This window comes from Nocardia vermiculata NBRC 100427 (assembly GCF_001613265.1).
Lineage (GTDB): Bacteria > Actinomycetota > Actinomycetes > Mycobacteriales > Mycobacteriaceae > Nocardia > Nocardia vermiculata.
In genome coordinates this window covers 103,254-115,676 of record NZ_BDCA01000021.1, presented here as the reverse complement: position 1 = coordinate 115,676, position 12,423 = coordinate 103,254, and the positions used below count along the sequence as shown (strand labels likewise).

Below are 12,423 nucleotides of genomic sequence, written 5' to 3'. Positions count from 1 at the left end.
GAGGCCCGACAGGGTCAGGCGACGACGTTCACCAGTTTCCCGGGGACGACGATCACCTTGCGTGGCGTCTTGCCGGCCAGGAACTCCAGCAGTTTCGGATCGGCCAGCGCGGCATCCTCCACCGCCTGCTTGTCGGCGTCGGCCGGCACGCTGACGCGGCTGCGGACCTTACCGTTCACCTGGATCGGATACTCGACCGAATCCTCCACCAGCAGTGCGGGATCGGCGGCCGGGAACGGGCCGTGCGCCAGAGCCGTGGTGTGCCCCAGGCGTTCCCACAGTTCCTCCGCGATGTGCGGAGCCATCGGAGCCAGCATCAGCACCAGCGGCTCTACCACGGTGCGCGGTGCACCCTGCGGATACTGCTTGGTCAGATGGTTGGTCAGCTCGATCAGTTTCGCGCCCGCGGTGTTGTCACGCAGCGCGGCGTAATCAGCGTCCACACCGTCGATCGTCTTGTGCAGCAGTCGAAGTGTGGCATCGGCCGCGCTCCCGTCGGTGGCGCGCACGGCGCCGGTCTCCTCGTCGACCACCAGTCGCCATACGCGCTGCAGGAAGCGGTGCGCACCCACGACATCCTTGGTCGCCCACGGACGTGAGGTGTCCAGCGGGCCCATCGCCATCTCGTACAGGCGGAAGGTATCCGCGCCGTACAGGTCGTACATCTCGTCGGGGGAGACCGCGTTCTTCAGCGACTTACCGATCTTGCCGTACTCCTGGAAGACCTCGATCTCCACACCGGCGGTGTCAGTCCAGAAGAACTTCCCGTCGCGTTCGATCACCTCCGCGGCCGGAATATAGGTGCCGCGCTCGTCGGTGTAGGCATAGCCCTGGATGTAGCCCTGATTGAACAGCCGCCGATACGGTTCCGGGCTCGATACCTCACCCAGATCGAACAGCACCTTCTGCCAGAACCGTGCGTACAGCAGATGCAGCACCGCGTGCTCCACGCCGCCGATGTACAGATCGACACCGCCCGGATCGTTCGCACCGTGCTCGGCCGGGCGCGGGCCCAGCCAGTACCGCTCGTTCTCGGGCGCGCAGAACGCCTCGGAATTGGTCGGATCGGCGTAGCGCAGCTGATACCAGGAGCTACCGGCCCACTGCGGCATCACGTTGGTGTCGCGGCGATAGGTCTTGGGTCCGTCACCCAGATCCAGTTCGACATTCACCCACTCGGTGGCCTTGGCCAGTGGCGGCGACGGTTCCGAGCCGGCGTCGTCGGGGTCGAAGGTCACCGGCGCGAAATCCTGCACTTCCGGAAGTTCCACCGGCAGCATGGATTCCGGCAGCGGATGCGCGCGGCCCTGCTCGTCGTACACGATCGGGAAGGGCTCGCCCCAGTACCGCTGCCGGGCGAACAGCCAATCCCGCAGTTTGTATTGGACGGTGCCCTTGCCGTGGCCGTCCGCCTCCAGTCGCTCGATGACGGTGGCCTTCGCGGCGTCGATGTCGAGACCGTTCAGGTAGTCGGAGTTGACCAGCGTGCCCTCACCGGAATACGCGGCATCCGAGATATCGCCGCCGGCGATCACTTCCCTGATCGGCAGGCTGAACGCGGTGGCGAACTCCCAGTCCCGGTGATCGTGGCCGGGGACAGCCATGATCGCTCCGGTCCCGTAACCGGACAGCACGTAATCGGCGATGAAGATCGGCACCTGTGCGCCGTCGACCGGGTTGGTGGCATAGGTGCCCAGGAAGACGCCGGTCTTCTCCTTGTTCTCCTGGCGCTCCAGATCCGATTTCGCGGCGATCGACTTACGGTAGGCGGCAACGGCTTCGGCCGGAGTCGCGGATTCGAAGGTCCAGCGCTGGTCGACATTCTCGGGCCACTGCGCGGCGACCAGCCGGTCGACCAGTTCGTGTTCGGGAGCCAGCACCACGTACGTCGCGCCGAACAGGGTGTCCGGCCGGGTGGTGAAGACCTCGATGGTCTCGCCGTCGGCGGCGAAGGAGACCTGCGCGCCGCGGGATCGGCCGATCCAGTTGCGCTGCATGGCTTTCACATTGTCCGGCCAGTCCAGCAGCTCCAGGTCGTCGACCAAGCGATCGGAATAGGCGGTGATGCGCATCATCCACTGCCGCAGGCGCTTACGGAACACCGGGAAGTTGCCGCGCTCACTGCGCCCATCGGCGGTAACCTCTTCGTTGGCCAGCACGGTGCCCAGGCCCGGACACCAGTTGACCATCGAATCCGACTGGTACACCAGGCGATACGAGTCCAGCACCTCGCCCTGTTCGGTGGGGCTCAGCTCGGCCCACGCGCGTCCGTCGTCGGTGCGGCGGTCCCCGGCTTCGAATGCGGCCACCAGTTCGGCGATCGGGCGAGCCTTGTTCGCGGCCGGGTCGTACCAGGCGTTGTAGATACGCAGGAAGATCCACTGCGTCCACTTGTAGAACTCGGGATCTGTGGTGGCGAACGAGCGCCGCCGGTCGTGGCCCAGCCCCAGCCGATCCAGCTGCCGCTGCATCGTCGCGATATTGGCTTCGGTGGTCACCCGCGGATGCGCACCGGTCTGCACCGCATACTGCTCGGCGGGCAGTCCGAAAGCGTCATACCCCAGCGCGTGCAGCACATTGCGTCCGTGCATCCGGTGATACCGGGCGAACACGTCGGTAGCGATGTACCCGAGCGGATGCCCGACGTGCAGTCCCGCCCCCGACGGATACGGGAACATGTCCTGGATGAACAGCTTGTCCGCCGGCGTCGCACCGGCCAGCGGCCCGACCGGATTCGGTGCGTGGAAGCTTCCGCGCTCCTCCCACAGCCGCTGCCACTTGCCCTCCAGTACACCCGCCAGCTCGGCGTTGTACCGGTGCGCCGGCGCATCCTCGGGCAGGCTGCTCACGGACCCGTCGCTCCGACCGGTCGCTGTATCGGTTGCACGAGTCTCCTGCACGATCCTGCCTTCTGTGTCGCCGAGTTCCCCTGGTGAACGTCTGTGGACAACGTCGCCCCTCAGGGTAGAGCGTGCCCACGTCAGAGCCCAAAAAGGGGTCCGCTTGCAGGTTCGCGCACCGGCCCCCTAGTCCGCTGCGTCGTCGAGCAGATGCAGTCGCCGAGCCAGATCGGAGACGAACACCCCCTCCGGATCGACACCGTCACGAATGCGCCGCCACTCGTCCAACCGCGGATACATGGCTCGAACCATCTCCGGTGTGGTCCGCGACTCCTTGGCGAAATACAGACGCCCGCCTGCGGCGAGAACTTGCTGGTCGAGCTCGGTGCAGAAGTGGTGCACACCGGGCGCGATCGGAAAGTCCAGGCTCAGCATGAACCCCGGATGCGGCCACGACAGCGGTGCTTGGTTGCCGGGGCCCATTCTCTTGAACACGTTCAGGAAAGAACGGTGCCCGGAGTGCGCAATCGTGCGTACCGCCTCGGCCAGCCGGCCTTCGGCGCCGAACGGCATGGAGAACTGGTACTGCAGGAAGCCGCGACGGCCGTACGCACGGTTCCATTCACCCAGCACATCGAGCGGATGCAGAAACTGAGTGATGTTCTGGACCATGCCGCGACCCGGTCGACCGAAGATCCGGTAGGTGAGTTCACCGCCGATACGAGTGGTGAACCCGTTGACCATGCCGTTGGGGAAGATGTCGGGCACAGTCAGCAGTTGCGGTGCGGAGAAGTGCAGCGGATCGCGCCGCAATTTCGCCGGTAGCTGGTCGACCGTGGCGAGATTTCCGCGACTGAACCCTGCTCGGCCCAGCGCGGAGCCGGTGCTGATCGTGTCCGGTACGGCCACCGAATATTCGTAGCCCTCATCCGACCCGCCGGTCAGCAGTTCCATGGTCTCGGCGAGGTTGCGGGTGCGTTCGCAGTCGACCATGAAGTACGCGGTTTCGGTGCGTTTCATCCGGATCCGGGCCCGCACAACGATGCCGGTGAGGCCCATACCACCCACAGTGGCCCAGAAGAGTTCGTCCTCCGGTGTCAGCGCACGAATGGTGCCATCGACGGTGAGCAGGTCAATCGACAGGACGTGATTGCCGAAGCTGCCCTGCGAGTGGTGATTCTTGCCGTGGATATCGGACGCGATCGCTCCGCCTACGGTGACCTGCCGGGTTCCCGGCAGGACGGGCACCCACAGCCCGTGGGGCAGTACTGCACGCATCAGCGCATCCAGGCTGACACCGGCATCGACATCCACTGTTCGACTGTCCGGATCGATGGTGTGGATGCGGTCCAGCGCGGTCATCTCGACGACGAGGCCGCCACCGTTCTGCGCCGGATCGCCATAGCTGCGCCCGAGTCCGCGAGCGATGACGCCGCGCGGCCCGGATTCCCGGACGGCCTTCGCGATGGCGTCGAGATCCTGGGTGCGCAGGACTTGCGCAACGGTAGGTGCAGTGCGGCTCCAGCCGCTCAGTGCTCGTCGATCGAGGAGGGTTCCCCCAGTAGTGGCATGCACTGAGCCGACGATAGCGCCAGAATCATGGTTCGGCCCGCTATCGCGGAAACGGGCGGAGTTCCGCTGGACCGACAGCTGTGTCGATGGAGCGGGGTTTACCCCATCGATCGGCAGTATGCTGCCGGTATTGCCGGATCTGACCCCGCATGCGTTACTTGCTGCTGCAATCGGCAGGATATTGCCGATTAGCCACTCGGGGGCGTAATATCGGACCGACAACGGGCCGATAGGCAGAATGTTGCCGATTTGGAGCGCTCATGGAATCGTTGTTGGATCTCGCTCGCACAATTCGTACGGTTCGAAAGCAGTACCGGCTCACCCAGGAGCAGCTCGCAGATCTTGCCGGTACGTCGACACGTACCGTGCGAGATATCGAACATGGCACGGGATCGACTGGAATAGGAACTGTGGCGGAAGTCGCGCGTGTGCTCGGCCTGGTACTGAGGGTTGAACCGTGACCGACCTGGAGAGTGTGCGCCGGGTCTCGGTGGCGGATGTTTACAAATCCGGTCGCAAAGCGGCGACTCTGTCGCGTACTGCTCACGGGGGCCTGGAATTTCGATACCTGGACAAGTACATCAGCGACAACGGGGAGGCGATTGCGACCACGCTCCCAGTGCGATCTGTGCCGATCTCGAGCGCCGCAGGTTCGGTCCCGCCATTTTTCGAGGGGTTGTTACCCGAGGGGCACCGGCTGACTGTGCTGCGCCGAGCCGTGAAGACCAGCGCAAACGATGAGCTTTCGCTACTGCTTGCCGTCGGCGCTGATGTTCCGGGCGATGTTCAGGTTGTTCCGCAAGGAACCACGCTCGTCGATCCTCCGGCGCTGGTCCAAGGGCCCGTCGCCGAACTCGACTTCGAAACGTTCGTGGAGTCCATCGATACGCACGCGATCCCTGGCGTGCAGCGCAAGGCGAGCGCTTCCATGATCAGTGTGCCGTTGTCGGCCTCGTCCGGTCAGTTCATTCTCAAACTTTCCCAGGAGGAGTACCCGTACCTGGTGGAGAACGAGGCTGCTCATCTCCGGGCGGGTCGTGGCCTCGGGTTGTCCGTGTCGGAGGGGGAGTTGGTCGAAGACCGAGGTGGCTCAACCGGCCTGTTGGTTCGTCGGTTCGACCGTGTCCGTTCGCGCGAACGTTGGCAGCGTCTCGCCTTCGAGGATGCAACGCAGGTGATGGACCTACCGCCCGCCAGCAAGTACGGCGTCGAGGCAGAATCGGCGGTCGCGGCACTTGCCTCGGTGACCGCCGCTCCCATGATTGCGATACGCAATCTACATTTGCAGTTTTTGTTCGCCTGGTTGACCGGTAACGGTGATCTTCACGGGAAGAATGTCGGGATTCTCCGTGGCCTCGACGGCATCTGGTCGGTGGCGCCTATCTATGACATTCCTTGCACCCTCATCTACGGCGACGACTCGATGGCGCTGCCGATCAACGGTAGGACTCGCAAACTTCGTTCACGTGATTGGGATCAATTCGAAGAGACGATCGGGCTGCGTCCGCGTGCTGCGGCGAAAGCACGTGCATTGGCTGTGCAGGCGGCCGCCGCCATCGAGTGGGGGACGCTGCCTTTCCGTGGTTCGCCGTTGCACCGAGTCGAGCGGGAGCTTCGGCGGCGCCGGGAGGAACTGTTGGGGTGAGCCAGTGGGCCGGGAGGGAATGTTGATCGGTGTCCGGGTACCGTGTTCAGCGTGTTCGTGGTCGCGCTCATCCTGTTTCTGCTGGCGGCCGTTGCCGTTGTCACCGGGGTTCTGGGGCTGACCGGCACGTTGCCTCCCAATCGGTACTTCGGTGTGCATACCGAGGATGCGGTTCGGACCGAGGAGACCTACCGGGTGGCCAATCGGGTGGCCGGGCCGACCTCGGTCGGGGCCGGGGTGCTGTTGGCTGCTGCCGGGGCGATCGTGCTGGTCGCGGGTGTGTGGGTCGGTGTGATCGCGACCGTGGTGGCGCTGGTTCTGGCGCTGTTCACGCTCGGTGCCGGGGTCAATGCGGCGAATGAGGCGATCGCTGATCTGGTGCCGGCCGAGACCGGTGGGTGCGGGAGTTCCTGCGGGTCCTGCTCGCTGCGCGACGCCTGCCAGCCCGCCAACTGAGCGCTGTCGGTATGTCCGGTCCGTTCACGGTCGGTTTCGACCTCGATATGACATTGGTCGATTCCCGCCCCGGCATTCGAGCCTGCTACGAGGAACTGGCCGCGGAAACAGGCGTTCCGATCGATGCGGAGCTGGCCGTCTCCCGCCTCGGGCCACCCCTCGAGCACGAGCTCGCGCACTGGTTCCCAGCCGCCGACGTGCCCGCGTTGGCCGATCGGTATCGGGAGATGTACCCGGAATTCGCGATCACCGGCACGATCGAACTGCCGGGTGCCCGGGAGGCGACCGCTGCGGTCCGTGCGCACGGTGGGCGTTCGATCGTGGTCACCGGCAAGTACGAGCCGAACGCGAAACTTCACCTCACTCACCTCGACATCCCCGTCGACGCCGTGATCGGTGATCTCTGGGCGGAGCAGAAGGCCGAGGCGCTGCGGGAGTACGGGGCGGGGGTGTACGTGGGTGACCACATCGGCGATATGCGGGGCGCGTGCACCGCGCGGGCGTACGCGGTCGGCGTGCCTACCGGGCCGTGTCGGCCGGACGAGCTCCGGGCCGCCGGTGCGGATGTCGTCCTCGCCGACCTGACGGAATTCCCGGCCTGGCTCGACCGGTGGCACGACTGAACCACCGACAGCGAGTCAGGCCGGCGGTTTGGTGGCGGTGACGAGCCGAGTCGGCATCAGCGGTCCCAGCCACCACATCCGCCACCCCAGATTGCGCTGTCGCGCGTCCGAGATCCCCAATGCCTGCAGTCGGTCGCGATACGTGCCGGTGGCGAGCAGGTCCGCGATGACCAGACGTCCACCGGGCCGCAACGTGCGCACGGCCTCGTCGACCGCGGTCTGCCGGTCGCTCGCGGAGTCGATGTTGTGCAACACGAGGCTGCTGACCACGACATCGAATGTGTTGTCGTCGAAGGGAAGTCGCGTCACATCTCCGGTCAGCACCTCGACCCGGCCGGCTACTCCCTCACGCTCGGCGTTGCGCCGGGTGACCTCCGGACCGTTGCCGGTCTGGTCGGCGCGCCACAGATCGATGCCGACCGCCCGTCCCTGTGGGAGCAACTGTGCCGCCATCAGTAGTACCGCGCCGCGCCCGCAACCCAGATCGAGTACGCGCTCGTCGCCGCGCAGTTCCAGATCGGCGAGGATCTCCGCCCACACCTGAAACTTCCCGACCCGGGTCGTCCACAGGTACGAGGCAACCGACAGCGCCAGCACCAGCGCCGCCAGTGCGGCGACGACGGCGACGATGAGCAGGCCGGCTACCGCGGCGCCGACGGTGACCGCGAGGAGCACCACGAGGATCACAGCGATGATCGCGGCCTGACCACGCGCCGAGACCACCCGGAAATCACCGTCGATCCCGTAATCACCGCGGCGGTCCGGGATGTGGGTGTTCAACTCGACCATCGAAACCTCGCAAGGGTAGAGAGGGCGCCGATACCGCCCGGCCACGCGCGGTGTGGTGCCGCGCTCGTCTCGTCAGTATCGGCCCGGAGCGCCGGTCGGGTCTTGGAAAAATGTTGCGGGCCTCAGATCTTCGCCATCCGGGTGGGCCAGGCGATCGGATCGACCACCAGCCACTGCGCGTCGGCGACCCCGGAGGTGGTCATCCCGGTGAAGGCCATCGCGTCGTGGTGCAGATGCGATTGGTCGACGAACCCGCTGTCGGCTGCCACTGTCGCGGCGCTGTGCCCGGCGGCCAGCCGATGCGCCGCGTGATCGAAGCGGATCAACCGTGCCGCATGCTTGGGGGTGATGCCGACCTGCGACCGGAACCGGGACCACAGTCGTTGCCGGCTCCAGCCCAGTTCGTCGGCCAGCTGTTCGATCCGTAGCTGCCCACCGGTATCCGCCATCCGGGACCAGGCGAAGGCGATCTCCCGCTCGACCGGGCGGCCGGCGGCGCAGCGCCTTCCGAGCGCACGATGCACGATCGCGAACCGTTCCTCCCAGCTTGCGGCGGCACGTAGCTGTTCGTGCAGGTGCGTGGCGTCGCGACCCCACAGCTCGTCGAGGGAGACGATCGCGCCGCTGGTCTCGGTTCCGGGGCCGAGTACCGCGTGGGCGAGAGCGGGGGACAGCCGCACCTGCAGTACATCGATATCGTGCCCGGTCCCGTGTACCGGACCGGATGCGAGACCGACGACAACGCTGCCCCGGCGGCGTGCGCCGTTGCTGTCGTCGGTGAGCAGTGCGTCGCCGAGGTCCACGAATATGGTGCAGGCAGGATAGGGGACCACCTGTAGTTCGACGGTATCGGTTGTCCGGCCCCGGAATCCGGCCATCGAGACTCCCGCGCACACCCGGTCGGGGACCGCGACATCCATCACAGCCCCGGCGATCCGCACCTGCTCGACGGGCATACCGCCATGGTACGAGGTCAGCTCCCGCGTGGTGCGTACATGATGACCGCGACCCCGAGCAGACACAGTGCGGCACCGGTGAGGTCCCAGCGATCCGGCCGGAACTCGTCGAAGACGACCGCCCACAACAGCGAGCCCGCAACGAACACGCCACCGTAGGCGGCGAGGATGCGGCCGAAGTTCGCGTCCGGTTGCAGGGTTGCGACGAAACCGTAGATGCCGAGTGCGATGACGCCGGCGCCCATCCAGGCCCAGCCGCGCTGCTCGCGCACGCCCTGCCACACCAGCCAGGCGCCGCCGATCTCGGCGACGGCGGCCAGGACGAACAGCACGATCGAGCGAACAACGGTCACGCAGGGCAGCCTATTGAATGGCCGTCCGGTCGTTGTCGCAGGCCGGAGGGGTGGCCGGACGCGAGAGTGGACTGCCCGCCGGAAGCACGTACAACACGGTGAGGCGCAGCGGTTTTCGAGTGCGATTTCGTGCCGTGTGCGCGTGCTCGGGTCCCGCGGGTTCGCGGAAGATCCGCCCGGGCCGGTAGGTCACGGGCACACAGTCCAGGCCGGGGTGCGACAGTGCGCTGCCGGTGACCAGCACCAGCAGCATCCCGTCGTGGAAATGCCAGCCGCTGTCCCCGCCGGGGTCGACCACGGTCTGCCGCACGATGAACTCCCGTCCGGCCAGCCGGAAACGGAGCAGTATCCGGCTGCGGGTACCGACCGCGGGGGCCGGATTGGGACGAAACTGCGGCAGTCCTGGTCGTGGTACAGCCATACCGTCGATCATCCCGGATCCGGTGACCTGCCGGCACGTCCGCGACGTAACTGCTACACGATTCCCAGCGCGAGCATTGCGTCGGCGACCTGAGTGAATCCGGCGATGTTGGCACCGGCTACATAGTCGCCGGGCGCACCGTACTCCTCGGCGGTTTCCAAGCAGCGATGATGGATATTGCGCATGATCGCTTCCAGTCGCGCTTCGGTGTGCTCGAAGGTCCACGAGTCGCGAGAGGCGTTCTGCTGCATCTCGAGTGCGCTGGTGGCGACCCCACCGGCATTGGCGGCCTTGCCGGGGGCGAAGGCGAGGTTCGCCTTGGTGAACAGGTGTGCGGCATCGGGGGTGCAGGGCATGTTGGCGCCCTCGGCGACGATCGTGCAGCCGTTCTTGATCAGCGTGCGGGCGTCTGCGCCGTTGAGTTCGTTCTGGGTGGCGCACGGCAGGGCGATATCGCAGGGCACCTGCCAGATCGATCCGGCTTCGGAGAACTGCACCGAGCCGCCCTTGGCCTCGGCGTATTCGCTGATCCGTCCGCGGCGATCGTTCTTGATCTCCTTGAGCAGCGCGAGGTCGATGCCCTTGTCGTCGATGATGTGGCCGGAGGAGTCCGAGACCGCGACCACGGTGCCGCCCAGCTGGTGGACCTTCTCCACCGCGTAGATCGCGACATTGCCGGAACCGGAGATCACGACGCGCTTACCGTCGAAGCTCTCGTTGCGCTGCTCGAGCATCTGCTCGGCGAAGAACACGGTGCCGTATCCGGTCGCCTCGGGGCGGACCTGCGAACCGCCCCAGCTCAGTCCCTTGCCGGTGAGCACCCCGGATTCGTAGCGGTTGGTGATGCGCTTGTACTGGCCGAACAGGTAGCCGATCTCGCGGCCGCCCACGCCGATATCACCGGCGGGCACGTCGGTGTACTCGCCGATATGGCGGTACAGCTCGGTCATGAACGACTGGCAGAACCGCATGATCTCGGCGTCCGAGCGGCCCTTGGGGTCGAAATCCGATCCGCCCTTACCGCCGCCGATCGGCATACCGGTGAGGGAGTTCTTGAAGATCTGCTCGAATCCGAGGAACTTCACGATGCCCAGATAGACCGAGGGGTGGAAACGCAGTCCGCCCTTGTACGGTCCGAGGGCCGAGTTGAACTCGACCCGGAAGCCGCGGTTGATCTGCACGTTGCCCGCATCGTCGACCCACGGCACCCGGAAGATGATCTGGCGTTCTGGTTCGCACAGTCGCCGGATCACGGCGGCGTCGAGGTATTGCGGATGCTTTGCTACGACCGGCCCGAGGCTGTCGAGCACCTCGCGAACTGCCTGGTGGAATTCGGATTCTCCGGGGTTACGCTCCAGTACCTCGGTGTAGATGTCCTGCAGTTTCTCGTCCAGCGCGGGCATCGATTGCGCTCCTTCCGGTCGCCTGACTAGTTAACTCCTACGTCCTCACCGCCGAGAACTCAACCCTGTGAGATGTGCCTGCGCCCGGCGAATCACCGCCTTGTGACCGCCGGAATCGAGGTGGTTATAACGCTCGGTTGACTAGCGATGCTAGACATTCTTCGACGCGATAGATATGCTCGCTATACAAGCTAGCGTTGCTAGGTATCGCGAGGGGTTGTCATCATGCTCACCACATCCGCCCAGGTCCTGGCCGTTTTGGCTATTCTCGCCAACGGCATCGTGTACGGAACCGACTTCAGTTGCGCACTGATTACCCGATCGGTGTATCGCAAGCTCGACGACGCCACAGTCACCAGATCCGCGGGCTGGGGGCACTACTACGGCGACCGCCGGATGCCGTTCGCGGGAGTCGGCGGTGTGATAACAACCATGCTCGCGATCGTCCTCGCGGCCGTCGCCGGACAGATCGGCGCGGCGGTGGCGGCAGGCGTCGCGCTCGTGGCGCTGGCGAGCTGGCTCGCGTTCTACGTCACCGTAGCGAAACCGATCAACACCGTGCAGACGCAGGCCGCCATGACCGGGATCATCCCCGACAACGCCCGCGCGCTGCAGGACAAGTGGGACAGCATTCTCGGATTCCGGGTCGGCCTGCAGGCCGTCGCGCTCACCGCCCTGTGTGTCACGCTGATCCTGCTCTGACCGGCCGTCAGTTGCGTTCCACTTCGATGGGGTGCGTGGCCAGCAACGACAGCGGAAGTGGCTGACGGCGCAGCACCCGAGCCCACAGGTCGCTGCGCTCGGCCAGCGGATCCGACGGCAGTGCGGACAACACGATCCAGTCTCCGCGCTCGAGTTCGCTTTCCAGTTGACCGAAGGTCCATCCGGCGTATCCGGCGAAGATGCGAACGCCCTCCACCATCGGACCGAGTACCTCCGGATCGGAATCCAGATCCAACAGCGCCACCCGGCCGTCCACCCGGCGCAGGCCCGGTGTGCCCTCGATCGGAACACCGACGCGGACCGTGGTCAGGCACAGTGCGGAATCCCGCTTCACCGGTCCGCCCACGTAGAGCGTGCGCGGCCGGGCCGCCAGATCGGCCCAGCGCGGCAGCACATCCTGCACCGCGGTCTCACTCGGCCGGTTCAACACCACGCCGAGACTGCCGGCGTCGTTGTGTTCGACGATATAGATGACGGTGCGCCGGAAAGTGGGTTCGACCAGCTCTGTTGCCGAAACCAATAGAGTGCCGGGCCGCACCACGAGTTCTTCGTCCCGCGGTTCACGTCTGGGGCGGTCGCCATATTCCTCTGCGCGTGCCACGCCTGCCATCATCGCACCGTCGACATCCGCGCGCTGGATTT

At 65.7% G+C, this 12,423-nt stretch carries 13 protein-coding genes; 5 read left to right on the top strand and 8 right to left on the bottom strand.

Features of this window, described 5'->3' with window-relative positions; all coding sequences use genetic code 11:
- Positions 1-14: 14 nt before the first annotated feature.
- Both leuS and dprE1 read right to left on the bottom strand, forming a co-directional pair.
- Positions 15-2,849, bottom strand: coding sequence for a leucine--tRNA ligase (gene leuS, locus NV2_RS21620; protein WP_067877401.1), 2,835 nt, complete (start codon positions 2,847-2,849; stop codon positions 15-17).
- Positions 2,850-3,026: 177 nt separating this feature from the next.
- Positions 3,027-4,415 (bottom strand): decaprenylphosphoryl-beta-D-ribose oxidase, encoded by a 1,389-nt coding sequence (gene dprE1 / locus NV2_RS21615; RefSeq protein WP_067877399.1) that lies wholly within the window; start codon positions 4,413-4,415, stop codon positions 3,027-3,029.
- A 257-nt stretch (positions 4,416-4,672) separates the two neighbouring features.
- On the opposite strand from dprE1, the gene NV2_RS31005 reads away from it, so the two are divergent.
- Genes NV2_RS31005 through NV2_RS21600 form a run of 4 tightly spaced genes read left to right on the top strand, consistent with a single transcriptional unit; the run spans position 4,673 to position 7,136 of the window.
- Positions 4,673-4,873 (top strand): helix-turn-helix domain-containing protein, encoded by a 201-nt coding sequence (locus NV2_RS31005; protein WP_084475221.1) that lies wholly within the window; start codon positions 4,673-4,675, stop codon positions 4,871-4,873.
- The gene (locus tag NV2_RS21610) at positions 4,870-6,057 is read left to right on the top strand and encodes a type II toxin-antitoxin system HipA family toxin (RefSeq protein ID WP_067877396.1); all 1,188 of its coding nucleotides are present in this window, start codon (positions 4,870-4,872) and stop codon (positions 6,055-6,057) included. The genes NV2_RS31005 and NV2_RS21610 overlap by 4 nt, the downstream gene beginning before the upstream one ends.
- A 51-nt stretch (positions 6,058-6,108) precedes the next feature.
- On the top strand, positions 6,109-6,513 hold the full coding sequence (locus NV2_RS21605; protein ID WP_067877536.1) for an SdpI family protein: 405 nt from the start codon (positions 6,109-6,111) through the stop codon (positions 6,511-6,513).
- A gap of 11 nt (positions 6,514-6,524) precedes the next feature.
- Positions 6,525-7,136, top strand: coding sequence for an HAD family hydrolase (locus NV2_RS21600; protein ID WP_067877393.1), 612 nt, complete (start codon positions 6,525-6,527; stop codon positions 7,134-7,136).
- Between the two features lie 15 nt (positions 7,137-7,151).
- Here NV2_RS21600 and NV2_RS21595 read toward each other — a convergent pair whose 3' ends face one another.
- The 5 genes from NV2_RS21595 to gdhA form a co-directional block, all read right to left on the bottom strand.
- Complete coding sequence (locus NV2_RS21595) at positions 7,152-7,904, bottom strand: class I SAM-dependent methyltransferase (RefSeq protein ID WP_067877533.1); 753 nt, start codon at positions 7,902-7,904, stop codon at positions 7,152-7,154.
- Between the two features lie 143 nt (positions 7,905-8,047).
- The gene (locus NV2_RS21590; protein WP_067877390.1) at positions 8,048-8,881 is read right to left on the bottom strand and encodes an AraC family transcriptional regulator; all 834 of its coding nucleotides are present in this window, start codon (positions 8,879-8,881) and stop codon (positions 8,048-8,050) included.
- Between the two features lie 17 nt (positions 8,882-8,898).
- A complete protein-coding gene (locus NV2_RS21585; RefSeq protein WP_067877387.1) occupies positions 8,899-9,234 on the bottom strand; it encodes a YnfA family protein in 336 nt (111 codons plus the stop codon).
- A gap of 10 nt (positions 9,235-9,244) precedes the next feature.
- Complete coding sequence (locus NV2_RS21580) at positions 9,245-9,655, bottom strand: cupin domain-containing protein (protein ID WP_067877530.1); 411 nt, start codon at positions 9,653-9,655, stop codon at positions 9,245-9,247.
- A gap of 53 nt (positions 9,656-9,708) precedes the next feature.
- Complete coding sequence (gdhA, locus tag NV2_RS21575) at positions 9,709-11,058, bottom strand: NADP-specific glutamate dehydrogenase (RefSeq protein ID WP_067877384.1); 1,350 nt, start codon at positions 11,056-11,058, stop codon at positions 9,709-9,711.
- A 225-nt stretch (positions 11,059-11,283) separates the two neighbouring features.
- On the opposite strand from gdhA, the gene NV2_RS21570 reads away from it, so the two are divergent.
- Positions 11,284-11,760, top strand: a complete 477-nt coding sequence (locus NV2_RS21570; RefSeq protein WP_067877381.1) for a hypothetical protein — start codon at positions 11,284-11,286, stop codon at positions 11,758-11,760.
- Positions 11,761-11,767: 7 nt separating this feature from the next.
- Here NV2_RS21570 and NV2_RS21565 read toward each other — a convergent pair whose 3' ends face one another.
- Positions 11,768-12,382, bottom strand: a complete 615-nt coding sequence (locus tag NV2_RS21565) for a YqgE/AlgH family protein (protein ID WP_373863602.1) — start codon at positions 12,380-12,382, stop codon at positions 11,768-11,770.
- Between the last annotated feature and the right edge of the window lie 41 nt (positions 12,383-12,423).